The sequence below is a fragment of the Guptibacillus hwajinpoensis genome (assembly GCF_001039475.1).
Lineage (GTDB): Bacteria > Bacillota > Bacilli > Bacillales > Guptibacillaceae > Guptibacillus > Guptibacillus hwajinpoensis.
Window position 1 is genome coordinate 144,046 of the sequence record NZ_LELK01000015.1, and the last position, 24,445, is coordinate 168,490.

At 38.7% G+C, this 24,445-nt stretch carries 26 protein-coding genes; 15 read left to right on the forward strand and 11 right to left on the reverse strand.

Going from position 1 to position 24,445, the window contains the following annotated elements; genetic code table 11:
- Nucleotides 1-51 precede the first annotated feature (51 nt).
- On the reverse strand, nucleotides 52-840 hold the full coding sequence (ytvA, locus tag AB986_RS20735) for a YtvA family blue-light photoreceptor (protein WP_048313578.1): 789 nt from the start codon (nucleotides 838-840) through the stop codon (nucleotides 52-54).
- 233 nt (nucleotides 841-1,073) lie between these two features.
- Between ytvA and AB986_RS20740 the strand changes: the two genes are divergently transcribed.
- From AB986_RS20740 to AB986_RS20765, 6 genes are all read left to right on the forward strand, one after another.
- Nucleotides 1,074-2,288 carry an EAL domain-containing protein gene (locus AB986_RS20740; protein ID WP_048313579.1) on the forward strand — a complete coding sequence of 405 codons (1,215 nt, stop codon included), beginning with the start codon at nucleotides 1,074-1,076 and terminating at the stop codon, nucleotides 2,286-2,288.
- A 448-nt stretch (nucleotides 2,289-2,736) separates the two neighbouring features.
- The gene (locus AB986_RS20745; protein WP_048313580.1) at nucleotides 2,737-3,138 is read left to right on the forward strand and encodes a secondary thiamine-phosphate synthase enzyme YjbQ; all 402 of its coding nucleotides are present in this window, start codon (nucleotides 2,737-2,739) and stop codon (nucleotides 3,136-3,138) included.
- A 2-nt stretch (nucleotides 3,139-3,140) separates the two neighbouring features.
- On the forward strand, nucleotides 3,141-3,611 hold the full coding sequence (locus tag AB986_RS20750) for a low molecular weight protein-tyrosine-phosphatase (RefSeq protein WP_048313581.1): 471 nt from the start codon (nucleotides 3,141-3,143) through the stop codon (nucleotides 3,609-3,611).
- Entirely contained in the window at nucleotides 3,608-4,477 is an 870-nt protein-coding gene (locus AB986_RS20755; protein ID WP_048313583.1) for a fructosamine kinase family protein, read from the forward strand. The genes AB986_RS20750 and AB986_RS20755 overlap by 4 nt, the downstream gene beginning before the upstream one ends.
- Nucleotides 4,478-4,552: 75 nt before the next feature.
- Nucleotides 4,553-4,954 (forward strand): YtxH domain-containing protein, encoded by a 402-nt coding sequence (locus AB986_RS20760; RefSeq protein WP_048313585.1) that lies wholly within the window; start codon nucleotides 4,553-4,555, stop codon nucleotides 4,952-4,954.
- A 22-nt stretch (nucleotides 4,955-4,976) separates the two neighbouring features.
- On the forward strand, nucleotides 4,977-5,801 hold the full coding sequence (locus AB986_RS20765; protein ID WP_269082715.1) for a YihY/virulence factor BrkB family protein: 825 nt from the start codon (nucleotides 4,977-4,979) through the stop codon (nucleotides 5,799-5,801).
- Between the two features lie 33 nt (nucleotides 5,802-5,834).
- Here the strand turns inward: AB986_RS20765 and AB986_RS20770 are convergent, their stop codons facing one another.
- Nucleotides 5,835-7,748 carry a heavy metal translocating P-type ATPase gene (locus AB986_RS20770; RefSeq protein WP_084006677.1) on the reverse strand — a complete coding sequence of 638 codons (1,914 nt, stop codon included), beginning with the start codon at nucleotides 7,746-7,748 and terminating at the stop codon, nucleotides 5,835-5,837.
- Between the two features lie 299 nt (nucleotides 7,749-8,047).
- Between AB986_RS20770 and AB986_RS20775 the strand changes: the two genes are divergently transcribed.
- Nucleotides 8,048-8,845, forward strand: a complete 798-nt coding sequence (locus AB986_RS20775; RefSeq protein WP_048313587.1) for a VLRF1 family aeRF1-type release factor — start codon at nucleotides 8,048-8,050, stop codon at nucleotides 8,843-8,845.
- A gap of 39 nt (nucleotides 8,846-8,884) precedes the next feature.
- Here AB986_RS20775 and AB986_RS20780 read toward each other — a convergent pair whose 3' ends face one another.
- The gene (locus tag AB986_RS20780; RefSeq protein ID WP_236690433.1) at nucleotides 8,885-10,051 is read right to left on the reverse strand and encodes a class I SAM-dependent methyltransferase; all 1,167 of its coding nucleotides are present in this window, start codon (nucleotides 10,049-10,051) and stop codon (nucleotides 8,885-8,887) included.
- A 102-nt stretch (nucleotides 10,052-10,153) separates the two neighbouring features.
- On the opposite strand from AB986_RS20780, the gene AB986_RS20785 reads away from it, so the two are divergent.
- On the forward strand, nucleotides 10,154-10,615 hold the full coding sequence (locus AB986_RS20785) for a VanZ family protein (protein ID WP_084006678.1): 462 nt from the start codon (nucleotides 10,154-10,156) through the stop codon (nucleotides 10,613-10,615).
- A 28-nt stretch (nucleotides 10,616-10,643) separates the two neighbouring features.
- Here AB986_RS20785 and AB986_RS20790 read toward each other — a convergent pair whose 3' ends face one another.
- On the reverse strand, nucleotides 10,644-11,102 hold the full coding sequence (locus AB986_RS20790) for a TlpA family protein disulfide reductase (protein ID WP_048313589.1): 459 nt from the start codon (nucleotides 11,100-11,102) through the stop codon (nucleotides 10,644-10,646).
- Between the two features lie 141 nt (nucleotides 11,103-11,243).
- Nucleotides 11,244-12,416 (reverse strand): MFS transporter, encoded by a 1,173-nt coding sequence (locus tag AB986_RS20795; RefSeq protein WP_048313591.1) that lies wholly within the window; start codon nucleotides 12,414-12,416, stop codon nucleotides 11,244-11,246.
- A 131-nt stretch (nucleotides 12,417-12,547) separates the two neighbouring features.
- Here AB986_RS20795 and AB986_RS20800 point away from each other — a divergent pair, with 131 nt between their 5' ends.
- Nucleotides 12,548-12,937, forward strand: coding sequence for an OsmC family protein (locus AB986_RS20800; protein ID WP_048313592.1), 390 nt, complete (start codon nucleotides 12,548-12,550; stop codon nucleotides 12,935-12,937).
- 42 nt (nucleotides 12,938-12,979) lie between these two features.
- Here AB986_RS20800 and AB986_RS20805 read toward each other — a convergent pair whose 3' ends face one another.
- A complete protein-coding gene (locus tag AB986_RS20805) occupies nucleotides 12,980-13,402 on the reverse strand; it encodes a pyridoxamine 5'-phosphate oxidase family protein (protein WP_048313676.1) in 423 nt (140 codons plus the stop codon).
- A 185-nt stretch (nucleotides 13,403-13,587) separates the two neighbouring features.
- Between AB986_RS20805 and AB986_RS20810 the strand changes: the two genes are divergently transcribed.
- The 6 genes from AB986_RS20810 to rlmD all read left to right on the forward strand — a co-directional run bounded on the left by AB986_RS20810 (nucleotide 13,588) and on the right by rlmD (nucleotide 20,300).
- Nucleotides 13,588-14,970 carry an MATE family efflux transporter gene (locus tag AB986_RS20810; protein WP_048313593.1) on the forward strand — a complete coding sequence of 461 codons (1,383 nt, stop codon included), beginning with the start codon at nucleotides 13,588-13,590 and terminating at the stop codon, nucleotides 14,968-14,970.
- Between the two features lie 83 nt (nucleotides 14,971-15,053).
- Entirely contained in the window at nucleotides 15,054-15,641 is a 588-nt protein-coding gene (locus AB986_RS20815) for a YczE/YyaS/YitT family protein (protein ID WP_048313594.1), read from the forward strand.
- 156 nt (nucleotides 15,642-15,797) lie between these two features.
- Entirely contained in the window at nucleotides 15,798-16,592 is a 795-nt protein-coding gene (locus AB986_RS20820) for a YfkD famly protein (protein ID WP_048313596.1), read from the forward strand.
- Between the two features lie 130 nt (nucleotides 16,593-16,722).
- Nucleotides 16,723-17,511: a delta-lactam-biosynthetic de-N-acetylase gene (gene pdaA / locus AB986_RS20825; RefSeq protein ID WP_048313597.1), complete on the forward strand. Its 789-nt coding sequence runs from the start codon at nucleotides 16,723-16,725 to the stop codon at nucleotides 17,509-17,511.
- A 500-nt stretch (nucleotides 17,512-18,011) separates the two neighbouring features.
- Nucleotides 18,012-18,881, forward strand: coding sequence for a DNA-3-methyladenine glycosylase family protein (locus AB986_RS20830; protein ID WP_048313599.1), 870 nt, complete (start codon nucleotides 18,012-18,014; stop codon nucleotides 18,879-18,881).
- 54 nt (nucleotides 18,882-18,935) lie between these two features.
- Nucleotides 18,936-20,300 (forward strand): 23S rRNA (uracil(1939)-C(5))-methyltransferase RlmD, encoded by a 1,365-nt coding sequence (rlmD, locus tag AB986_RS20835; RefSeq protein ID WP_152671060.1) that lies wholly within the window; start codon nucleotides 18,936-18,938, stop codon nucleotides 20,298-20,300.
- Nucleotides 20,301-20,622: 322 nt separating this feature from the next.
- Here rlmD and AB986_RS22145 read toward each other — a convergent pair whose 3' ends face one another.
- From AB986_RS22145 to AB986_RS20855, 5 genes are all read right to left on the reverse strand, one after another.
- Nucleotides 20,623-20,793, reverse strand: a complete 171-nt coding sequence (locus AB986_RS22145) for a YfhD family protein (RefSeq protein ID WP_152671053.1) — start codon at nucleotides 20,791-20,793, stop codon at nucleotides 20,623-20,625.
- Between the two features lie 87 nt (nucleotides 20,794-20,880).
- Nucleotides 20,881-20,994, reverse strand: coding sequence for a YfhE family protein (locus AB986_RS22150; RefSeq protein ID WP_152671054.1), 114 nt, complete (start codon nucleotides 20,992-20,994; stop codon nucleotides 20,881-20,883).
- 311 nt (nucleotides 20,995-21,305) lie between these two features.
- Complete coding sequence (locus AB986_RS20845; protein ID WP_048313604.1) at nucleotides 21,306-21,860, reverse strand: GNAT family N-acetyltransferase; 555 nt, start codon at nucleotides 21,858-21,860, stop codon at nucleotides 21,306-21,308.
- A 216-nt stretch (nucleotides 21,861-22,076) separates the two neighbouring features.
- The gene (locus AB986_RS20850) at nucleotides 22,077-23,198 is read right to left on the reverse strand and encodes an amidohydrolase (RefSeq protein ID WP_048313606.1); all 1,122 of its coding nucleotides are present in this window, start codon (nucleotides 23,196-23,198) and stop codon (nucleotides 22,077-22,079) included.
- 216 nt (nucleotides 23,199-23,414) lie between these two features.
- Nucleotides 23,415-24,317: a TIGR01777 family oxidoreductase gene (locus tag AB986_RS20855; protein WP_048313607.1), complete on the reverse strand. Its 903-nt coding sequence runs from the start codon at nucleotides 24,315-24,317 to the stop codon at nucleotides 23,415-23,417.
- Nucleotides 24,318-24,445 lie beyond the last annotated feature (128 nt).

Genomic DNA, 24,445 nt, shown 5'->3' on the forward strand with positions numbered 1-24,445 from the left:
TAAAGAAGCTTTCGAACAACAATCGAAAGCTTCTTAGAAGAATAGAGTAATTTAGTTTATGTCCTTCAGTGCATGTTTAACGGAAGGAAAACTTTTCACTGATGAGAGTGTTAAATCATCTTTCATTCCTTCTAGAACAAATTCTGGTCGGACTCCCGTAATCATAAGCCTAGCACCCATTAACTTGATGAGTTGATTTAACTGATCAATACCTTGATGGAGTTGTCTTGTGAAATGACTAACGCCAGACAAATCAAGAATCAAATGTTCATCGCCACTTTTCTGGATATGTGTACTAACATTATTCAGGAGTAATTCAACGCGCTCATCATCAATATCACCGACGAGTGGAACAATGGATACGTTGCGATCGATTGGGACGATTGGGGTCGATAAACTCTTAACCTGATCGAGATAAAGGTCGGATCGTTCCTCTGCTTCCTTCCTTTTCGTAACATCCTGTTGCACCCCTACAAAGTAGGTTTGATGTTCGCTTTCGATATAAATTGGATAAACTTGCAGTTCGTTCCAAAATGCTTGACCGTTTTTACGGTAGTTTTTGATTTCCACTTTAACTTTTTCTTTGTTCTTGATGGCTATACGTAGCTTTTTTAATTCTTGAGGATCTGTGTCATCCCCCTGTAGAAAACGACAATTATAACCTAGGATTTCTTCAGAAGAATATCCACTTAGATCTTCAAAACCACGATTTGTATAAACGATAGGATTGTCTGGAAGTTCTGGGTCTGTAATAACTACACCCGTTTCGACAAATTCTATAGCTGTTCTTACAAATTCATTTTTTTTCATACGTTTGAGTTGATCCTTATTTACCTTCATAGTGACATCTCCATGACTTAATCGTTCTCATACTATCATCACCTTTTACATTCGATATTACTACTAGTATAAAACGGTTAGATGTAAATTCCAACGAAAACCCATTTATTTAGTCCATTTTAAATAATCTCTCTCATTCCAGTGTGTTAAATAAGAGGGTGATGAGGAACGGGTGTTTATGAGGTTCATGGTATAATAATGTTATTTACTTTTATTCGGGGGAGGGGTTATTGATGGACGCACTTGATGTAATGGGAAAAAAAGAAGATATCTTTCCATACTTCCAGCCGATTGTTAGTGCTGACAAGCAAGAGATTATTGGATACGAAGTTCTAGGACGAATTCATACAGATGAAGGGATAAAGAGTCTAGGCTTCTTCTTCCAGGACCACTCAATTCCAGAGGAATACGTAATGGAAATAGATACTCATTTACGAAAGCTTGCAATTCTTTACTTTCAAAAGCAAGAAAGCGATCAATGCTTATTCTTTAATTGTAGTGCAAGACATCTTCTATTCGATCATGGTGAAACGATTACGAATTCACTTGAGGAATATGGAGCAAATGGCATTTCATACGATAAATTTGTGATTGAAGTATCAGACTATGACATTGATGATGATCAACTTCAGAAACTCCAGCATATTCTCACCTACTATAAAAGCTTAGGCGTCCAGATTGCGATAAGTCATGCAGGAAATAGGATGAGCAATATTGAAAAAATTGCTATTCTGAATCCGAATATTATAAAGGTTGGTTTAACGAACTTGAAAGATAAAGGAATGCCACCTGAGTATAGAGAAGTCCTGTATGCGCTCTCTATGTTAGGACGTAAAATTGGCGCTACATTGTTGTTTGAAGGGATCGAAGGGGTAGGACAATTGAAATATGCCTGGGAGAACGGTGGACGTTATTACCAGGGTTATTACTTTGGTAAACCTGGACCAGAATTTCTTTCGAAAAATGAATTCAAGCTACTTCTTACAAAAGAATTCCATCATTTTATCGTTCATGAAAGAGAGCGTTTGCTTTCTTTATATGAGCTGTCGCAAGATTTTAATTCTCATCTACAACAGCAAATTAAGCGGACTAGGCAGAACAATTGGAATGAAATAGTATCTGTGGCAACACGGTCTTTAGGAGACGCTTGCTTCAGAGGCTATATATGTGATGAAGATGGGAATCAAGTATCTTCTAACTATTATCGTAACGGGGAAGGTGTTTGGGAATTTCAGCCTGAGTATGAAGGGGATAACTGGAGTTGGCGTCCATATTTTCTCGAAAATATCGTGCGAATGAGGCATGAACAAGTAGGTATTCTTTCTGATTTGTATAGTGATATTGAAACGAATGAACTTATTCGTACTTACTCCTATCCAATTAATGACTCCCATTACTTGTTTCTTGATATCCCATATCTCTACCTTTATGAACGTGATGATTATTAAAAATTGGGTTAACTTCCGCTCCAATTAGAAAAGTGTGTTTTTAATTTGTTTCAATAGCACAACCTTTTAAAAACGCTCTTTTCGTAGACATTGTTGTTTGGATTGGTTAATTTCCGCTCCAGGATGCTCGCTTTCCGAGGGGAAGGCCGTGACCCTCCTCGGCGCAAAAAAACATTGCGCCTGCGGGGTCTCACCTGTCCCGCTAGTCCCGCAGGAGTCGAGCATCCTTCCGCTCCAATTAGCGAAGTCAGGTTCTTTTACAAAAATCGTTTCAAAAGCAACAATGTTTACGAAAAGAGCCTTTAAAATAGAGCCATTAAAGTAAATATCTTCTCGAGACTAGTGGCATTATGACTTCTTATCAATTTGTGAGGTGGAAAACCTAACGTTCCCTAGTATGAAAGGAAGAAAAGAAGGGTAGTACAACTATAGAACGAGGAGGGATAAGATGCTTAAAAAAATATCTGTGAAAACAGATCAACGTGATCAAATGTTGGATATTACTTCTGAAGTAAGACGTGCAATTGGGGAAGAGCGATTTAAGAGTGGTATTGTGATTGTGTATTCTGCCCATACAACAGCGGGAATTACAATAAACGAGAATGCTGATCCTGATGTTAAGCACGATATGCTTATGAGACTTGATGAAGTTTATCCGTGGGAACACTCGAACTATCGGCATGCTGAAGGAAATTCCGCTTCTCATTTGAAAACGAGTACTGTAGGAGCTTCTCAAACCATCATAGTCGAAAATGAAGAACTTATTCTAGGAACATGGCAGGGGATCTACTTTTGTGAATTTGATGGACCTCGTAACCGTACGGTTTATATTAAAACGATGGAGGGATAACGATGATTCGAGTACTATTCGTTTGTCTTGGTAACATTTGTCGTTCTCCAATGGCAGAAGCTATCTTTCGTTCTAAAGTAGAGCTTGCTGGACTTTCTGACAAGGTAGAAGTAGATTCTGCCGGAACAGGAGACTGGCATGTTGGTGAGCCACCGCATGAAGGCACAACAGAGATACTTAGTAAGGAAAATATTTCTACGAGTGGAATGAAAGCAAGACAGGTTAAGAAATTGGACCTTGATCAATTTGAATATGTTGTAGCAATGGATGCGGCCAATTTAGGAGAACTTCATGAAATGGCAGGCATGCAACCATTGGCTTCCGTTTCACGATTAATGGATTATGTAACAGACAGTGAGTTTGATGATGTTCCTGATCCTTATTTCGAAGGGAATTTTGAACAAGTTTATGAAATGGTAACAGTTGGATGCGAGAAGTTGCTCGAGCATATTAGAGAAGATAAAGGCATATGAAAAGCGCAATAGAAGAAGCAGTAAAAGCAACAGGGGATGTAACACCAATTGATAAATGTGAGGCTGTTTCAGGGGGCTCGATTAACGATACTTTCTATATCAAAACAGGTAGTCAGGAATATTTTGCAAAGTTAAATCGTTCCGCTCCAGAGGATTTTTTTGATGCAGAAGAGAAAGGTCTTCGTCTTCTTGAGCAAAATGGTATTCGCGTTCCAAAACCCTTAATCATTCTTCCACGTCGTGAACAAACTGAGATGGTATTTCTTATGGAGTGGATACCATCCGTGCCATCGAGCGGAAAGGTTGATCGAGCGCTTGGTAGCCTCGTAGCAGAAATGCATCAGAAGAAAGCAAGCTCAGTTGGATTAGCTGAATCTAATTACATTGGAGAACTACATCAATCCAATCACGAAGAAAGAGATTGGGTATCTTTCTTTCGAGATCACCGACTTGGTGCTATTCAAAAGATAGCGGTTGAGAAAGGTATTCTCTCTCAAGAACGAAACAATCAATTAGATAAATTGAAAGATAATCTCAGCTCGTTGCTTGGACATAATCCGGATATATCGCTTCTACATGGTGATTTGTGGGGTGGAAATTGGCTTGAGAGTGAGAATGGTAAGCCTTATCTAATTGATCCGGCAGTTTATTATGGTGACAGAGAAGTTGATATCGCATTTACATACTTGTTCGGAGGGTATTCAACGGATTTCTACGCACAGTATAAAGCTGATTATCCGCTTCGAAATGGATGGAAAGAGCGAATGCCGATCTATCAGCTTTATTATCTTCTTGTTCATCTTGTCCTATTTGGGGAAAGCTATGGAAGTGCAGTGGATCGTATTCTTAAAAGATATACGACTTAAAATGATATAAATGCGTTTCATTGCCTATGATAAGGGGAAAATAGTCTCATCTTTATAAGTCGAGGAGGAAATTAAATGAGTCAGTCATATCAAGGTGGTAACCAAAATAAACTGTTTAAAGCAGTTCTGATTGGTGGACTTGCAGGTGCTCTTATCTCACTACTTGATCGAGGTACAAGAGAGTCGATCAAAACGAGTTCTAAACGTGCAGGTAGTGTGTTACGTGATGTGAAGAACAACCCATCGTACTATACGGATAAATGGAAACAAACAGTAGATGAAACGAGCGTACTTATGAAAGAAGTACAAGATGACATCTCCACCTTGTCTGAGAAGTTTAACGGCCTTAAGGAAAGTTCAGTTGAAGCGTTTAATCTGGTGAAAGAAACGCAACATGATCTGAAAGAAATTGGATCAAAAGTTGTTGAAGCAGGAGACGAGTTATCTGGAAAAGATGAAGATACAATGACGCATTAAACAAACATCAGGAGGGTAAATAGTGGATGCAACGTTTGGTCAATTTTCAAAACAGCTTTTCTCAAGAATGAAAGAGCACTATGTAACGGATTTATCGGCACAGCTTGCGTATTATTTCTTGCTATCGCTCTTTCCTTTTTTAATATTCGCTATTACCCTCTTGACTCAATTTGATTTTTCTCAGGATCAAATTCTAGATTTAATTTCACAATACGCTCCTTCGGAATCATTGGTAACAATACAGGAAAATTTAATTCTAGAAGATGGCACACGTAAAAGCCTTCTCTCATTTGGGATTATTGCGACCATTTGGTCAGCATCAAATGCCATTAATGCCATTATTAAGTCATTGAATAGAGCTTACAACGTACAGGAAAGCCGCCATTTCCTGGTCGCAAGGGGGCTGTCAATCCTCTTGTCATTTGCTATGATTTTTGTCATTGTGGTAGCGCTTATTTTACCCGTATTTGGCGAGACGCTTTGGCGTTTCTTCGTCACTTTCTTCGGTATTCCAGAGTCGTTTAGCTTCATGTTTGGGATAATTCGATGGTTTTTGAGTCTATCTATTATGATCGTAGTGTTTATGTTTATATATTATTACGCTCCGAATAAGCGATTAAATTACAAAGATGTACTACTGGGGTCGGTATTTGCTTCGGTATTGTGGCAACTTGTTTCACTTGTTTTCTCATACTACATTAATCATTTCGGTGATTACTCTGCAACATATGGAAGTTTAGGTGGAGTGATTGCGCTTATGCTCTGGTTCTATTTAACTGGACTGGTGATTATTGTAGGTGGGGAAGTGAATGCCACTTCAAACTATTTTCGTAGAAAAAGCCAATAGAAAAAGCAGCCATAGGCTGCTTTTTTTGTTGCATCATTTCAATAGACGTAGGCCATTTAATATAACTAGAATCGTACTCCCCTCATGTCCGATTACACCAAGAGGAAGAGTTAGAAATTGAAAGAAATTCGAAGCAATAAGGATGAGAATAATTGAAATCGAGAAAACAACATTTTGTTTAACAATAAGATTCAATCGGTTCGATATACTTACCGCTCTGGTGAGTTTCCCAAGATCGTTTTTCATTAGTACAACATCTGCAGATTCAAGTGCTACATCGGTACCTTGCCCCATCGCAATCCCAACATCTGAGACTGCTAGGGCAGGGGCATCGTTTATGCCATCTCCAATCATTCCAACTGTACCGTATTGCATTTTAAGTTCTTTTATTCTCTTCACTTTGTCTTCGGGAAGACAATTAGCGTAATAGGTTTTGATCCCGACTTCCTCTGCAATTGCTTTAGCCGTTTGTTCACTATCGCCAGTTAACATAACAGGCTCAATTCCCCGCTTTTGAAGGGCTTTAACCATAGCATTAGATTCAACTCTCACTTTATCTTTAAGTGCAATCATTCCAGCAATTCCGTTATTATCAGATGCAAGGACAATCGTTTTTCCGCTTCTTTGCAACAATTCATATTGCTCTTTGAATGTATTGAATCCATTCACGTCTCTGAAGAATTCTAATTTACCTACTCTCCATGTCGTTTCCGCTAGTTTGGCTTCAACACCCCATCCTGAATAATCCATCATTTGATCAGGCTCATACCAGTCAAGATTACCAGCGTAATTGACAATCGCTTTACCGAGAGGATGTGTTGATTGACGTTCTATTGAAGCTATGGATTTAATGAAAAAATCTTTCTTAATATCATCCCGTGTAAAAACGTCTGTTACGACGGGGGAACCTTCAGTAAGCGTACCGGTTTTATCCAAAGCGATCGCTTTCATTGTGCCAAGTTGCTCAAGGTGAACGCCCCCTTTGAAAAGAATACCCGTTCTTGCACCTGCAGATATAGCAGAAAGTGTCGCAGGCATAATAGAGGCAACTAAAGCACAAGGAGAAGCCACAACGAGAAAGACCATTGCGCGATATATTGTTTCATCCCATGTCCAACCTAGCGCATAATGAGGAAGTACCATAAGAAGTGCTGCGATTAATAGTACGCTTTTGACATACCATCCTTCTAGTTTCTCAATAAATAATTGAGAGGGAGCTTTCTGATCCTGGGCTTCTTGTACAAGTGCGATGATTTTTTGGAAGACAGTATCTTCACTACGTTTTGTCATTTTTACTGTTAGATGCCCTGATATATTAAGAGTCCCAGCATAAACTTCTTCATCAATTTGCTTCGTAACAGGTAGCGATTCTCCTGTAATAGCTGATTGATCAACAGAAGTTTGGCCTTTTATAATAATTCCATCCGCCGGAACACGCTCCCCTGGACGAATTAGAAGGAGATCCCCAATTGAAAGTGTACTGGCTGAAACGGTACGTTCACTACCGTTTTCGAGTATAGTTGCCGTTTCAGGTTGAATCTCCATTAGAGACTCTAGCTCACGTTCGCTTTTATTCAATGTATAGGTTTCGAGTGCACCACTTAACGCGAAGATGAAAATCAGAATGGCACCCTCAGTCCAGTATCCAATGCTACCAGCTCCAACAGCGGCAATAATCATGAGGAGCTCAACATTCACATCCTTATCAGCAATTGAATCCACTATGCCTTCTTTTGCTTTAGCAAAGCCCCCAACAATAAACGCAATAATATAAAGAGTCGATGCGGTAGAAGACGTGAATGATCCTTCCATAAACCATGTAAAAGCAATTAATATTCCACTTATTAATGCAGCTATCAGTTCTCCATGTCGTTTTAGTGTATTCCACCAAAAGGAAGTATGGGTGGTGTATGTGGTGGATTGAATATTTACTTGTTCCATTATCATTCCTCCTTTTCTAATTGAGAAAGAGAGTCATCCTCAATTATCCTTTTGAAAGTTATATAGCTGTGATTCAAAATAGAATCACAGCATAGAAAGTCCTACATAAAGTGATTAAATACGAGTAGATGAGAACGCTTTTCACTAAATTAGAATAATTATTATATTTTAATGATTTCATTCTATCACATAATATTCACAGTGACTATACAAAAGAAAACAAATGTGTGTGTAGATTTGATGTTTAATAATAGGAAAAATGCGGGAATGAAATTAATAACAAAGTAATTATGAGGAGGGCAACAATGCTATTAAAAGAAAAGCTAGAGCAGTTCAAACATGTACATGTTCAAAAACCAGATAAAGTTTTTACCCTATACTTAAATACTGACCGTCGTGATGCTGATCGACAAAATGGTGAGTGGAAAATTCAGTTGAAGAACGGATTCCGTAATTTTGAAGACTATATAAAACAGAGTGGGAACAAGCAAGAACTTGCAAATTTCGAGAAAGTAAAAGAGAAGGTACAGGATGAATTAGATCGAATCGAAAATGATTTAAATCGTGGTTTAGTCATTATTGCTTCTTCAGACGATCAAATTTGGTTTGTAGAACGGACACAGGTGCCGGTGGAAACCAATCTATACTGGGAAGAAGAGGCTCAACTTGATCAACTAAATGAACTAGAAGAAAAGTATCCTAATACAGGGATTATCCTTGTTCATTATGATTATGTACGTATTCTTGAAACGGAGCTAGGTTTCCTTACAAAAAGTGAAGAATATGCATGGGATCCTGACGAAGATAACTGGAGGAAATACGAAGGAACGACTGGAAACGAAAACATTTCCGGTAACGGTAGTACTGCTCAGCGTGAACTTTACGAAGATCGCATTAAAGCAAATCGAGAAAGATGGTATAAGTCCATGGCTGCTAAACTCGATAAGAAAGCTAAGACTCGTCAGTGGGAAAAAATTTACGTAGCTGGTGAAAAAGAAGAAGCTAGTGAATTGAATGAACTAATGAATAAAGAAGGAATCGTTGTCGGCAAGAACTATGCTGATAAACGTGATGATGAAGTTATTACATCACTTGTATCCTAATGAAAAAGCACCCAATTGGGTGCTTTTCTTATGAATGTCCTATTGCTTAACGGCTTGAATTGTAAATATTTTAGGAATGCCTCGATCATGGAGTTTACTATTTGGTTCCTCCACTACTTGTTTAATCATCAAATTTTCATTCGCTATGCCTGTTATAACCTCACCAAGCGTCCATTTTCTTTGAAGAACATTATTCTCTTCTGTATGATTCTCAAGATGCTTCTCATAAGCAACTCCTCTTTGAAGAATAGAAGGATCAAAGTAGTTCCCATCCACTTTATGTTTCTTTCCTTTAGAAGTAATAAGCTTCGTTGATATCGGATGGAAGTCTTGTACAATAAACGCACCACCTGGTGTTAATAGACGTTGAACAACTTCAAAAAGTGGTTGAAGATCTAAAAAATAGTGCAGAATTCCAAGTTCCATCACAACAATGTCGTAGGATTCATCGTGTTTTTCATCGAGTTTAAGAATATCAGATACATAGTAAGACAAATCGACGTTGCATTGTTCGGCTATTTCTTTAGCATAACGTTCATTCTCAAATGAGAAATCAATTACAGTAGCTTTAGCTCCAAGCAAACTCATAGCAGTTGCTTTCATGCCGTGTGACCCCATTAAATTAGCTACCTTTATCCCTTCTAATTGAGGAAGAAAAGGCATGAGTGATTTAAGGCGTGCCAAAGGATTCGTTTTTAATTTAGTTGCTGCCTCTTTAGGGGTACCAAATCGGTTAAGGAGCGCTTCATATGTATGTTGATTCCACGATTTCTCGTTTTGTTCTGTCACTTTATTCTGCATCTTACTAAGGTGACTAGTTACGAGGGATACCCACTCCGGGAGCTTCTGATAATAGTAAAGGGAAAGACAAGGAACAGTATGATCTTGAAATGGAACTTCAACTAAATAAGGATTCGTACGAATAACTGTATTGTAGGTGCATTCTACTATTACCTGCTGCTTATTTATTTCATAGGAAGCAACAGATTTGTCGACTGAATGCTCAGGTATTGCTTGACCAAACATCTTGTTGAATTCATCAATAACATACTCAAACCCATCCCATTGAATAGAAATCGATATCGTATCGGGAGTAGGGCTCACACCTTGAAGCCAGAGAGCTGTTTCATTTATGAAGAAATAAGGAATGTTATAGTTGTTAAGGGATGTTGTTACTTTTAATAAGACGTTTTGCTGATCTGGCATTTTTCCACCTCAAATTTATTACATGAACATATTTTGTATAGAATACTATAGCATATAGACAGGCCATAAAGCATCCGAATGATAGGGAGAGAGACATGTACTATGCAGACTCAAAATGAAAGTGGTCCAACACAGAAGTTGATAAAAAAGGGTGGTACATTAGTTTTATGTATCTACTTACTGGCTCTTTTTTATGCTACTTTGTTTATTTATAATTACTATCCGTATGGTAAATCCGTGAACCTTGTCCTGTTTGATAGTATTAAACTGATGTGGGAGAGCGGTAGTTACTGGTTAATATTAAAGAACATTATCGGTAACATTCTATTGTTTATGCCTCTTGGTTTTCTTATACCGCTCGTTAGTAAGAAAGGAAATTCTGGATTACTTATTGCTATAATCGGTTTTGCAACAAGTACTGTGATTGAGTTGCTACAATACTTCGTTGCTCAAAGGATCTTTGATATTGATGACATTCTGTTGAATGCTATAGGGGCTGTAGTAGGGTATGTGGTATTCAGACTGTTTCGTAGTCTATACAGAAAAATAAAAAAGGCCAAATAAAGAGGCAGCCAAATGCTGCCTCTTTTGATTAGTCTTCCTTTTTTGCTTTATCAAGAAGCTTTGTAATGCGTTTTGTAAGCATCTTACGTCCTTCTCCACCTGCTTGGAAGTGGCGAAGCTTACCTTCTGAATCAAATACATAGTATGCTGGTACATATTGATTGTCGAATGCGTCAGTAAGCTTGTGATCGCTGTCTACGAAGATTGGTTGGCTGATATCGTGTTGATCGGCTACTTCTTTAATTTCATCTAAATCAAGATCTTTTTCAGAACGTGGCATATGAACGGCTATAACGTTCATGTCTTCGCTATACTCATCACGAAATTCATTTATCATTGGCATAGCTTCTTTACATAGACCACAGCTAATAGACCAAAAGTGAACGAGTGTAAGTGGTTTATTTCCAACTAAATCGCTTTTTGATACTTCTCCGTTAAACCAGGCTTTTGCGCCTTCGAATTCAGGCATTTCTTCACGTAGTTTCATCCTGTATCGACTCCTTTATTGTGGGCTATTTATAATCATTATCAATTAATCACAATTATTATTATAGTACATTTCATTCATAAGTCAATGAAAAGGGTTTTCTAATTATAGTATTAAAATGGCTAATAAAATGTTTCTTACTCATGATGAAGTGGAATAGTTTGGAGATTCTTCAGGACTACGGTGAATAGCAGTTGCGACAAACAATAACAGCAACATGCCACTAATCGCAAAGAAAATGCTGCCCTCAGTAAACCAATCAATGAACAAACCACCTAGATACGGTCCGAGTATACTACCAATTCCAAAGAAAATGCCAGCGAGAATGTTTCCTGTTGGTAATAAACTGTTCGGGAGAAGATCAGCTAAATAGGTAATACTCAACGAAAATAAAGAACCAACCATCATGCCTGCCAAAAAGAATAGGATAAATAGTGTTGTTACGGAAGTCGTAAAAATCGCTCCAGAAAAACACACCCATCCAATTAACATACTAATAAGCAGAACATTTTTACGGCCAAATTTATCGCTCCATATTCCGAGAGGCATTTGGAAAAGGAGACTTCCGACTACAAATGCGGGTAAAAGTATGGAGACGGCTTTTACATCAAGTCCAGCTCTAAGAGCGTATACTGGAAAATTGCCATGAAGGGAAGCCTCAAGGAAGCCATAACCAAAGGAAGGGAGAAGGGCTACCCAACCGATTTTCAATACGTGCGAGTATTTTGAGAGTACGCGATCAGAACCTGATGTAAGTGGATCAGGAAATTCATTCGAAATCTTAATAAGCATGAACCAGGTGATTAAGGCAATACCTGATGCAATGACAAAAGGCAGGTATAACGAAATTTGAACTAGGATCGTTGAAAGTGGGCCAGCGGCAAATCCTAGACCAAATGCTGATCCGTATATCGCGATGTTACGTCCGCGCTTTTCTTTAGAAGTAGTGGTTGTTATCCAAAGTTGTGTCGCAAAATGAAGTAGGTTATCTCCAATTCCCACAATAACCCTTAGAATAAACCAGAACCAAAACGCTTGCCATATTGGAATAAGGATAACGGATATAGCGACAAGAAGGAGTCCAACGCTAATGGCGGGTTTGTATCCAAATTTACGAACTGGCTTTTCAATAAACGGAGAAGCAAATAGAATTCCGATATACAAGGCGGATGCGTTTAATCCGTTCATGCTTGATGATACACCAGCCTCTTCAAGTAGAATGGAGAGTAAAGGTAAGAGCATACCTTGCGAATAGCCAGAAATGAAAACAATTGAAATTAGAATGAAGAAACGATAACGATTTGATCCAGACATTTGTTCACATCCAAAAAAAGAAGTTGCAATCAGTGCCAATTATAATGGAAGGGCACAAAAAGAGCCACCGTTCGCATTTTTTTTAATCCTGTTCTAAAATAAATACAGCGCTATTAAAAGGAGTGAATCTATTGGAATTTAACATGAAAAAAGAAGAAGTAGGATTTACAGCTGATTTTGGTTATGGAACGTTGCATATATCTGGTGATGATCAGTATGGTTATCGTCCATACCAGCTTCTTGTCTCATCAATAGCTGTCTGCAGTGGAGGTGTGCTTCGCCAGATTCTTGATAAAAAGCGAATGAAGTACGAAGATATTAAAATAAATGCTGATGTAACTCGCAATGAAGAAGAAGCAAATCGTGTTGAGAAAATCCATCTTCATTTCACGTTAATTGGCGATTTGGACGAACAAAAGGTTGAAAGAGCACTAGAATTAACGAAAAAACATTGTTCGATGGCACAATCTGTCATAGGAAGTATTGAGCTTAAAGAAACGTTTGATATTGTAGCTAAATAGTGAAATAGAACAGGGACACCACGTGGTGTCCCTGTTCTATTTCTATAGCTCAAGCGTTTCTGGTGTATTCTCTCCTTCATTCATCAAGCGAATTGTATCAGGAGTAATCCTGAGTACAATGAAGTTTGGATCATCTGGAGAATCGAACCATCGCTTCATTTGGTCTCCCCATAATTTCTCTTTCGTTTCTTTGGAGTCATCGATTGTCACATGACCTTGAACTTCAACATAGCGGTCATGCCATCCTTCACCATCATAACCAAGAAGAACATGTACATTGTGATTTTGCTCAATATCTTCTACTTTATGTGTCTTCCTACTTGTAGGAGTCATTAACGTTAGCTCATCGTGAAAGAACGTCATAAATCTTGAGTGCGGTTTATTGTCTTTAATCGTGCTTAACGTTCCAACATAATGTGAATCGAAGATATTTAGTACTTTATTTTTGATTTCAGTTTGGGACATTGCCATTGATAATTGCTCCTTTCGAATTTAACTCTAATCTTAATCTTCCTTTATTTTCGAATTCTAAAACCAGATAATATGCCATTATTTACTATGAGCGATTAAAGCACATTCGTCTGTTTTTTGATTCAAAGCATTGGGTATACATAATAGTGACTCTAATTCGGATTAAAGAAGGTTTTCAGATGGATAAAAGCTATGATTTTACTCAAGGAAACATTGCAAAACAAATGATTTATTTTTCATTACCTATTTTTTTAACGAATTTACTTCAAACGTCTTACCAATTTATAGATAGTATCTGGGTAGGGAATTTGCTCGGAGCTAATGCTCTAGGTGCTATTTCGATCGCTGCGCCAGTTATTTTTACAGTTCTCTCATTCATTATTGGCGTCAATAGTGCAACACTAACGGTTTTGTCTCAAAGAAAGGGAGCTGGAGATGATCGAGGATTGATTGAATCGTTAAATGCATTTGTTGTTGCTTTAACTATTTTATCAATTGCTTTTGGAATCATCGGCTATATTTTCACAGATCCGATCCTTCGATTTCTCGGAACTCCTGAAGAAATTTTTGACAGTACGAAGGCCTATCTTCGCATTAATTTCTTAGGAATACTTTTTTTATTTGGATACAACTTCATTGGGACTGTGCTACGTGCACTTGGAGATAGCAAAACGCCAATTCGGTTTGTTCTTTTTGCGGTCTTATTGAATACAGTAATTGATCCGCTTTTCATTAGTTATTTCGATTGGGGTATTGAAGGTGCGGCATATGCAACGCTTCTTTCTCAAGGAGCAGCCTTTTTGTATGGTGTTATTTATTCTGTATGGAAGTCGAAGGTTCCGTTTACTATTCCTCATAAACCAGATATGAAAGAGCTTAAGCGGATTTCTAAGCTTGGAATCCCAGCTGGGTTACAGATGATGACTGTATCTGCTGGTGTTACAGCGATAATGGGTATCGTCGCAAGTTTTGGGACTCAAGTTGTTGCGGGATTTGGAGCTGCTCAGCGACTTGATCGTATTATTATGTTACCTGCATTCACATTAGGGGCTGCAGTTAACAGTATGGCTGGGCAAAATATTGGATCAAGAAAATGGGGACGAGTGTCCGATATATCAAAAAACGGAATTATTCTTATTTTGACAGTATCCTTTACAATAAGTGCCATTATTTTTCTAAGTGCTGAATCCATGATTCGATTATTTATAGACGATCCGGAAACAATAGCTTTTGGAGAAAGCTACTTAAAAACCGTAGCTTTCTTCTATCCGTTTCTTGGCATTAACTTTGTTTTGAATGGGGTAGTAAAGGCAGCTGGTGCTATGGTTCAGGTGCTTATACTTAATATTATTTCTTTCTGGGTTCTTCGTGTCCCACTCACTTATTTCTTCTCTAGGTGGCTTGGAGCTGAAGGGATTGCTTACGGTATAGGAGTTAGCTTTATCATCTCAAGTATTTTTGCCATTGCTTATTATCGCTTCGGGAAATGGCGTGACATTGAAATCTTTGATGAAATAGATGAAGAGGTTGAAGAGGGAGTTCTTGAAGGAAAAAAAGCATAAAAAAACCTCGTCTCATAGCGCATCGCTAAGTTACAATAAGTAATGGATATTAGCTAGCTATCGAGAGGATGCGTTAAGTAAATATGAAACGATTTTTATTCTATGTGATAGGACTTTTTATATTAACAGCAGGCGTAACATTAACGATAAAATCAGACATTGGTGCAGGAGCATGGGATGCTCTCAATGTTGGTTTGTCTAATACATTTGGATTGACGGTAGGAAGCTGGGTAATAATTGTCGGGATCATCTTGATAATTATAAATGCTTTCCTTATGAAGGCATGGCCAGACTTCCTTGCTCTTATTACTATTGTTGTGACAGGGGCGTTCATCGACTTCTGGCTCATCACTGTTTTTGAGAATTGGCAAATTCAAGATGTATTTGTGGCTTATGCCGTTTTTGTAGCTGGAGTGATTTTAATTGCTCTAGGAATTTCCATCTATCTTCAAGCCAAATTTGCAGTTATTCCAATTGATGGCTTAATGCTTGCTATTCATAGTAAAACGGGATTGAGCATTCGTACCTCTAAGACGGTTGGTGAACTCCTTGCCCTTCTGGCAGCAGTGCTATTTAGTGGTCCTATTGGAGTAGGGACGATTATTATTACATTCGGAATCGGTCCATTAGTGCAATTTTTCTATCCAACTTTTGAAAAAATGAACGCTTAGGCGTTTATTTTTTTTGGACAAAAATAAAGGATTGCTTTTTCCTACCTGCGATTTAACGTTAAATAATTTCTTGGATAAAAGAAAGGATTCTAGAAAAAAATACTGGTAAGAGTCAGATGTATGCTGTTGAACAGATGCATTGAAAGGAGAATTTAAATGAAGAAAATCGCTTTTATGATTATCCTTCTCACGCTTCTCTTGCCAGTCCAAACGATGGCGGAAGGAGGAAAGAAGGAAGGTAAACAACAGTCTCTGCAAGTCCCAAATTCAACTGTAAATATTTCTAAAGAGAACACATACCCAAATCCAGCACAGGATCAGCCTACATTACAACCAAGTGAATTAACAAGAGAACTAACAGGATCTGCAAAAATTCAAATCGATAATCCAGAGCTAATTCAGATTTTAAATGACTCTTCTATATCCCCGTCTAAAGTTGCAATTGGCTACCGTGCTAGTATTTATTTAGGAAAATGGGCTTTAAATTATGAGTCCCAAGAAACAAATGTGAATTGGCAATATAAGCAAGCAAACGTTAATAAAGTGGACAATAGAGGAGGAACTGCTCCTGTTCAGATGACATATCGTCAGGAAGCAGAAAAGAAAGTAACGGGTGGATTGACTGCATCCATCCCCGATAGTGAAGATGTTAAGAAAATGATGATGATGAAGGCTTCTGAGAAAACAAAACTTTCGCTTTCTTTCCAGACAATGATTGGGAAAGATACAAAGAAAGGTAACGTTTATAATGTAGGAGCTAAAAATTACGGAGTGTTAACAAGTTATGTACCAGCTGTTAACGAAAAAGGAAAGGTAACATATGGAGAAGTATACCTTGTCTTGAAAGGTAGTAAGAAAAAAATTGAAGTGCGTAACGTAACTCAACAGGGGATTGGCGCTTGGATTCCAGTTCAAGATTACTTAAGCTTTGAGTTTAATACGCGCCAATAACCAGCAGAAATGCTGGTTTTTTTATAAGTGAGATAGAACAACTAAGTATTGATAAATTTTTAATTCTTAAGAAATAGTACCTGCAGGAACAATCGCACACTAAAGAATACTAAATGAAGGAGGTCTGAAAATGAGAGTGATTGCAGTTGTTTTAGCACTAGTAGTGGGTTTCACTCCAATTACAGCGGCGGCTGTAAGCAATGAAGCCCATGATTGGTACTTCAAACGAAGTAAAAACCATGCCCCAGCTACTACCGAACCAGAGTTTGAACAATTACTTAAACCTTATAACGGTTACTTTATTGGAAACACAGACCAAAAAGAACTGTATGTTACTTTTGATAATGGCTATGAGAACGGATATACTGCAGGAATTTTAGACGTTCTAAAAAAAGAGAAGGTACCGGCAGCATTTTTTGTTACAGGTTATTATTTAACAGACCAAGCAGATCTTGTGAAAAGAATGGTGAAGGAAGGCCATATTGTAGGGAATCATTCCTGGCATCATCCAGACATGACCACTATTTCTGATGACAGGATCAGAGAAGAATTAAGTAAGGTGAAAGAGGAGTATACTCGCATAACTGGAGATAAAACGATGCAGTATTTAAGGCCACCAAGAGGTGTTTTTAGCGAAAGATCCCTTGCGATCTCGCATGAAGAAGGCTATCGAAATATTTTCTGGTCACTTGCCTATAAGGATTGGGAGAGAGACAAGCAAAGGGGAAGTCAATATGCGTATGATTCAATTATGAAACAGGTACATCCAGGTGCGATTATGCTTCTCCATACTGTTTCTAAAGACAATGCTGAAGCACTTGAACGAGTTATACAGGACTTAAAGAAGGAAGGATATACTTTCAAAAGTCTTGATGATCTAGTCCTGAAACGGACTCTCCCTGAACCTCTAGCTCCATAAGAAAAGGACTGCCAGATCTGGCAGTCCTTTTCTTGTGTATTGAATTATTCTGGTTACTTCCAGTGCCTGGCGGGTCTAAACGTCCACTTCCGCTTTTCGTGATCCAGCTACGACTCGCAGAAACTGCGATATTTCACTCTTTCACTTGAACACAAAGATCGTGTTCCAGTTCAAGAGTTCCAATATCTCCGTTTCTGAACGCTCGTCTCCGCTTTTCGTGATCCAGCTGCAGTGGCCAGGTCCTCGAGTCGCTTCACCTTTCAACCCGAACACAAAGAACGTGTTCGATTTGAAAGGCTCCAGCGCTTTTCGGACCTAAACGGCCACTTCCGCTTTTCTGTCTAGCTGCAGCCTCCAGACACTCGGTCACTTCACCCTATAACTCGAACACAAAGAACGTGTTCAATTTGGTTGCTTCCAGTGCCTGTCGGGTCTAAGCGGCCACTTCCGCTTTTCTTGATTATTTGCGATAATAAGGACTAAATGATGGGGGCGGTATTGTGTGGTCTGAAATGATATATCCAGAGGCGCCTTATGATGTTGAGAGGTTATTCGGACGGGTAAGTATGGATCCGCTTCAATATATAGAATTTGAGAATAGGTTATTGAAAGTGCCTTTGGTGTTAAATCAAGGTGAAGCTGTTGTGTCCGTTCAATCGCAAGGAACGAAGGAACGTCCGGCTTTCGAGGTTAGAGGAGAGGAAATTAGCACAAAAGATGAGGTTATTAGTCGAATACGTGCTATGTATGATTTCGATATGAAGCCAAGAGACATTTTAGGAACGTTAGATTCCACTACTATCGGGGAGCTTGTTGAACAATATGCTGGGATGCCAATAATCTGTGAACCAAGCACTTATTGTACGTTATTAAAGAATATTGTCCATCAGCAGTTAAATATGAAATTCGCTTATACACTCACGTATCGATTTGTGACTCGTTATGGAAGAGAGAAGGACGGTGTTTGGTTCTATCCAGATGCTGAAGTAGTTAGTAATCTAACTGTGGAAGAATTAAGGGAACTGCAATTTAGTAATCGAAAAGCAGAGTACGTTATTGGCGTTGCTCGAAGAATGGTTAATGGTGAATTGAATATGGACGAGCTGACTGAGCTTTCAAATGAAGATGCGTATAAGAAGCTCCTTCCAATTAGAGGAGTCGGTCCCTGGACTGTTGAGTGCGTTCTTCTGTTTGGACTAGGAAGAAAAGATATACTACCCGCAGGGGATGTGGGAATTCAGAATGCCATTAAAAAATGGTTTAACCTTACCTCCAAGCCGACTAAAGAAGAACTTTACGCTTATCATGAGAAGTGGTCACCGTATTCAAGCTATGTCTCCATGTATTTGTGGGAGAGTTTAAGCGAGTAGTTAGAAGGAGAGATAATATTGAATAAAAAAGAAGTGAAAGGATCGGGGTTAGTTATGGGCCAAACGATCCCTCTTACAATAAAAAGACTAGGAATAAATGGTGAAGGTGTTGGTTTCTTTAAGCGTACGGTTGTCTTTGTTCCTGGTGCTCTACCAGGTGAAGAAGTTACTGCAGAAGTTACAACGGTCTTTCCAAATCGAGCTGAAGCGAAAGTCAAACGATTGCGAAAAAAATCTACTGATCGAATTACACCACCATGCCCTGTCTATGAAGAGTGTGGGGGCTGTCAGTTGCAGCATCTAAGTTATAATGGCCAGCTAAGAGAAAAACGGGACATTGTGGTTCAGTCATTTGAGCGACATGCCAAGTTGGGTGAGAAAGATATAGCAATAAAGCCTGTCATTGGAATGGAAGACCCATGGAATTATCGAAACAAAAGTCAACTTCAGGTTAGGAAACAAAAAGGAAAAGTAATTGCTGGTTTGTACGGCACAGGTTCACATGAATTAGTTGAACTAACCAATTGCCTTGTTCAACATCCAGAAACAAATCGCGTAACTCGCCAGGTTGTAAACATATTAGAAGACTTGAATATTTCAATTTATAACGAAAAGAAACATAAGGGACTTATTCGGACAATTGTAACGAGAGTTGGTTTTGAAACAGGTCAAATTCAACTTGTTCTTGTTACCTCAGAACAAAATATCCCACGTAAAGAATTGCTTATTAAGGAAATTAAAAAGCGCCTTCCGGAAGTGAAATCAGTGATTCAAAATGTGAATGGTAAACGTACGTCAATCATTTTCGGTGAGAAAACACTAGTCATGAATGGGGAAGAAGTGATTCAAGAGTCACTAGGCGATTTGCATTTTGAATTATCGGCTCGTGCCTTTTTCCAATTGAACCCTATTCAAACAGTTAAATTGTATGATGAAGTTAAAAAGGCTGCTGAGCTTACTGGTAAGGAAAACATCATCGACGCTTACTGTGGAGTAGGAACAATTGGACTATGGCTTGCTAATCAGGCTAAAGAAGTCAGGGGTATGGATGTTATAAAAGAATCAATTGCTGATGCTAGAAAAAATGCAAAAAAGCATGGTTACCATTCTTCAATGAAATATGAAGTGGGTAAAGCAGAAGATTTGGTTCCTAGCTGGGTTAAAGAAGGCTTTAAACCAGATGTTATCGTCGTTGATCCTCCTCGAACAGGATGTGATGATAAATTGTTATCCACAATGGTCAAAGCAAAACCAGATCGTATTGTTTATGTATCATGTAATCCATCCACACTTGCAAAAGATGCGGCATTCCTAATGAAAAAAGGATTTGAAATAAAAGAATTACAGCCTGTTGATATGTTTCCACAAACAGCTCATATTGAAGTCGTTGCAGTATTCAAAAAAAGAAAGAATGGATAGTAGAACTAAATTTGCAGAAAAGTAACATTAATCCTAACGTTTTGACTGTTTACTCTGTAGAGTCATTAACACTTTCCACATAGTTATACACAGTACAAAAGCATATATCGTGCCTTATACACAGAATTATCAACAGTATCCACAGATTGAGCGCTTTTTTATCCACAATATTCGTTAGTTGTTGCAAATAGCGTTATTAAAGGGTTAGTTATAAGTTATCCACATTGTTAACAATGTGAGAATAATAAATTTCCACAATGGACTAACTAAGACAAATTGATAAGCATAAGAAAAAGGGACCTCAAGAGGTCCCTTTTATTAGTTATCTTTGCTTTTTTGCTCTTTCGTTAGCGGCTTTTGCTCTTTCTGCTGCTTTTGCATCAGCGGCATCAAATTCACTTGCAAATTCTACATCTTCATTTTGCGCTGCAGGGATCGGATTCTGTGCTTGTCGCTTTTGTTTTCCTTCTGAATTGTTTGGACGTTTTGCCATCTGAATCAGCTCCTGTAAGTGAGTTTGGAGAGCATCTCTCCACTAATTAGAATGGCTAATGTTGATCCTAATATTCGTGAAGGGTGATTATTTTTGGCCAGCTCGATCAGCTCGTTTAAATTCACGTCCGAATAGAACATCCTGTGTTTTGGTTAACGTCATCTTTGATTCCTTGTTATCTCTTCCTTTGCGTTTATTCACGATAATCCCTCTCTTCTTTAAGATGGTACTAGCATTGCCATCAAGAAGAGATCTATGCAGGAATGTTGAAACCAATGCCTTAGTTCTAGGAGTTGATTTGCGCTCCAGGTGCTCGCTTTCCGCGGGGCGGGCGGTGAGCCTCCTCGGCGCACAAAAACATTGCGCATGTGGGGTCTCCCCTGTCCCGCTAGTCCCGCAGGAGTCGAGCACCTTCCGCTCCAAGAACCATGAAATGTGGCGTTTTACATAACCCCATTTTTAAGAAAGAACATTCTTTAACAATCAAAAGAAAAAAGTCCCTGCAAAGGGACTTAAGCTTCTAGCTGAACTTCAATTGTTTCTGGACGTTCACGCATAGTGTGAAGAAGATAATTATCACGTTCGATTTCATATAAATGATAAGATTTTTCTCCTGTATTAATCTTCTGGAAGATTTCAGGCCATTTTTCATTGGCCTTTTCTACAAAAGGAATTTTCTCAGCAGCTTTTTGGGAACGAATGTTACCTTGATTAATGCGCATGAAAATCGTTTGAATTTGTTTTTCGAAAAACATTTCATTGAAAAATGCATCTTTTGCAAGCTGATTATAGCCTTTTCCGTGGTAAGGAGTTCCAATCCACGTACCGAGAAATCCTGTTTGTTGATCAAGGTCATATAGGTTAATCGTTCCAATAGGGTTACCCCATTCATCTAGAATAGTGCGAGATATTAACTCACCTTGTTGTTCAGCTTCAATGATTTGCTTCGTTAGAAACAAATATTCTTCGTATGAGTTTGCTTTATGACGTACAAATGGGAAGACAGCTGGGTCAACCATCAAGTCAAATAGCACATGACATTCCGACAGGTCACGATGTTTAATCATGAGTTTCCCTCCTGTCGAGGGCAGACTTAACCCCACCCTCGAATAATAGTATGTTGAATTATTATTCGGGGTGGGAATCGAACCCACTAGGACCAGTCATTGCTGGTGGCGCACCAATTGCCTTCCCATATTCATTTATAAAGTTGTTAGTTCATTTTATTTTAATTACAAAAATATCATACTCAAATTTAATTAAAAAAGATACTGGTTTTTTGCTTATTTTTTATGAATAATTTTACCATCTATCATCGTTAATAATGGTCTAGCTTCGAAATGAAAAGGGTGATGAGACCATAGTACTAAATCAGCGTCTTTTCCAACTTCAATGCTACCAATTCGGTGGTCAACACCAAGACTTCTGGCAGGATTAAGAGTAATGCCTTCAAGTGCTTTCTCTTCACTTAAGCCTTCTCTGACAGCAAGGGCTGCACATACGTTTAGATATTGAATAGGAACGTACGGATGATCGGTTGTGATGGAAACTTCAATGCCGTGGTTATTAAGAATGCCATAGGTTGCCCACGTTTTGTTCTTAAGTTCAATTTTAGAACGCCTTGTCATAGTAGGTCCTACGGATACTTTAAGGTTCTGTCCACTAAGGTCATCAGCGATTAAATGTCCTTCGGTACAGTGCTCAATTCTAAGATCAAGATCAAATTCTCTTGCAAAGCGTACAGCAGTTAAGATGTCATCAGCCCGGTGGGCGTGTATCCTTACTGGAATTTCACGATTAAGCGCAGCGATAATTGGAGCAATGCGCGGATGTTCTTTACGATCAGATCGACTTGCGTGATAGAATGCTTCCCGTAGCAGTCCCATAATTCCCATACGTGTAATGGAGTCATTGTTTGAATGGCTATGCACTCGCTTGGGATTCTCTCCTAAGGCTATTTTAAGTCCAGCTGTTTCTCTAACGATCATTTTCTCTACATTTTTGCCGTGTGTTTTCAAAACAGTCGTAGTTCCACCAATAATGTTTGCGCTTCCAGGCATAACCTGAACAGACGTAACACCAAACGCAATAGCATCCTTAAACCCAACGTCGAGTGGGTTAACACCATCTAGTGCACGTACGTGAGGGGTAAGAGCTTCTACAGTTTCGTTTGCATCATTTCCAGCCCATCCTGTACCTTCATCATAAAGACCGACATGAGTGTGTGCATCAATTAAGCCAGGGAGAAGATGACATCCTGTCCCGTCTATAACAGTCATCTCAGGCTGCTCTGGAATGGAAGGGGCAACTTCGTGAATAAGTCCATCTTTAACTAGAACATCAGCGGAAGGAAGGATGGTTGAAGATATTGGGTAAACTCTTGCTTGTTTAATTAATATTGTCACATTACTCACCTATCATCTGTTAGTTTTGGTTAGGGATCCTGTCACCATTTTGTTAATTTATTATAGCCATTTATTATCATAGATGCTAGCTCGCTGACGGTAGAAACTTTGAAGTATTATTGGATAGGCGAGTGAAACTGAAATTTCACTCGAATGAGCCAAAGTCGAGAAATCAACAATATGAGCTAACATCCATTGGATAAAGAAAACCTGCTGTTAAACCAGCAGGTTCTCTAGTGCATCTTTTAATTTAATATAGCGGAAAGGATAGCCAAGTTCTTTTGCTTTTTGTGGAAGGACACACTGTCCTTTTAGAACAATGCCGCTCTTCTCACCAAGTGCAGCCTGCATAGGGGCTTCCGGAACTGGTATCCAATGTGGTCGATTAAGCACTTCAGCAACGGTTTTTCCAAAATCATTCATCCGCTTAGGTTCAGGTGCTGTGACATTTAACGGTCCTTGTACAGATTCATGATCAACTGCAAATCGAATCATACCAATAACATCTTGAATGTGAACCCAAGAATACCACTGACGTCCATCGCCCAGTTTGCCACCGATAAATAACTTATAAGGTAACACCATTAACGGCAACGCGCCTTCTTCACCGAGCACGATTCCAAACCGTGTTAAGACCGTTCGGACTCCGTGGTTTTGTGCATTCATTGCTTCATCTTCCCATTTCTTTGAAACATCAGCTAGAAAATCGTTTCCAGCTTCTGTGTTGTTCTCGGTGAAGGATTGATCCAATGATGAGCCATAATAGCCAATGGCAGAAGCATTAACCAGAACACGTGGCTTTTTATCTCGCTGTTGAATGATCGAAATTATTTCTCTTGTTGAAGAAATTCGACTATCAAGAATTCGCTGTTTTCTTTCTTCTGTCCAACGACCACTGTTTATTGATTCGCCAGCTAGGTTAACAATGGCATGAATATTAGGTAGCTCTTTAGCAGGCTCCGCATCGTCTTTTAGCCATTTTACATAAGTAACCCCTTTTTTAACAGGCTTATTGTCTGGGTTACGTGTCAGAATATAAACGGAGTGTCCGTCGTTTACAAAAGATTCTGTAAGAGCACTACCGACAAAGCCAGTTCCTCCCGTAATCGCAATGTTCATTTGATCTTCCTCCTAAGCTTACGCGATGTCCTTTTATTACTACTTCTTTACCCATAAAAGGAATCCTTTAATCAGTAGGTTAAATTTTCGTGTCTTCAATCTCAAAATGCTACAATATGACTTGAGGT

Coding starts and splice junctions, on each gene's coding strand:
- AB986_RS20795 (WP_048313591.1), bottom strand. CDS start 12,416: ATGTCTGGATCAAATCGTTATCGTTTCTTCATTCTAATTTCAATTGTT.
- AB986_RS20820 (WP_048313596.1), top strand. CDS start 15,798: ATGAAGAAAATCGCTTTTATGATTATCCTTCTCACGCTTCTCTTGCCA.
- pdaA (WP_048313597.1), top strand. CDS start 16,723: ATGAGAGTGATTGCAGTTGTTTTAGCACTAGTAGTGGGTTTCACTCCA.
- AB986_RS20845 (WP_048313604.1), bottom strand. CDS start 21,860: ATGATTAAACATCGTGACCTGTCGGAATGTCATGTGCTATTTGACTTG.
- AB986_RS20745 (WP_048313580.1), top strand. CDS start 2,737: ATGCTTAAAAAAATATCTGTGAAAACAGATCAACGTGATCAAATGTTG.
- AB986_RS20760 (WP_048313585.1), top strand. CDS start 4,553: ATGAGTCAGTCATATCAAGGTGGTAACCAAAATAAACTGTTTAAAGCA.
- AB986_RS20815 (WP_048313594.1), top strand. CDS start 15,054: ATGAAACGATTTTTATTCTATGTGATAGGACTTTTTATATTAACAGCA.
- rlmD (WP_152671060.1), top strand. CDS start 18,936: ATGGGCCAAACGATCCCTCTTACAATAAAAAGACTAGGAATAAATGGT.
- AB986_RS20855 (WP_048313607.1), bottom strand. CDS start 24,317: ATGAACATTGCGATTACGGGAGGAACTGGCTTTGTCGGTAGTGCTCTT.
- AB986_RS20805 (WP_048313676.1), bottom strand. CDS start 13,402: ATGTCCCAAACTGAAATCAAAAATAAAGTACTAAATATCTTCGATTCA.
- AB986_RS20790 (WP_048313589.1), bottom strand. CDS start 11,102: ATGAAACTACGTGAAGAAATGCCTGAATTCGAAGGCGCAAAAGCCTGG.
- AB986_RS22145 (WP_152671053.1), bottom strand. CDS start 20,793: ATGGCAAAACGTCCAAACAATTCAGAAGGAAAACAAAAGCGACAAGCA.
- AB986_RS20775 (WP_048313587.1), top strand. CDS start 8,048: ATGCTATTAAAAGAAAAGCTAGAGCAGTTCAAACATGTACATGTTCAA.
- AB986_RS20770 (WP_084006677.1), bottom strand. CDS start 7,748: ATGATAATGGAACAAGTAAATATTCAATCCACCACATACACCACCCAT.
- AB986_RS20780 (WP_236690433.1), bottom strand. CDS start 10,051: ATGCCAGATCAGCAAAACGTCTTATTAAAAGTAACAACATCCCTTAAC.
- AB986_RS20740 (WP_048313579.1), top strand. CDS start 1,074: ATGGACGCACTTGATGTAATGGGAAAAAAAGAAGATATCTTTCCATAC.
- AB986_RS20810 (WP_048313593.1), top strand. CDS start 13,588: ATGGATAAAAGCTATGATTTTACTCAAGGAAACATTGCAAAACAAATG.
- AB986_RS20750 (WP_048313581.1), top strand. CDS start 3,141: ATGATTCGAGTACTATTCGTTTGTCTTGGTAACATTTGTCGTTCTCCA.
- ytvA (WP_048313578.1), bottom strand. CDS start 840: ATGAAGGTAAATAAGGATCAACTCAAACGTATGAAAAAAAATGAATTT.
- AB986_RS20755 (WP_048313583.1), top strand. CDS start 3,608: ATGAAAAGCGCAATAGAAGAAGCAGTAAAAGCAACAGGGGATGTAACA.
- AB986_RS20785 (WP_084006678.1), top strand. CDS start 10,154: ATGCAGACTCAAAATGAAAGTGGTCCAACACAGAAGTTGATAAAAAAG.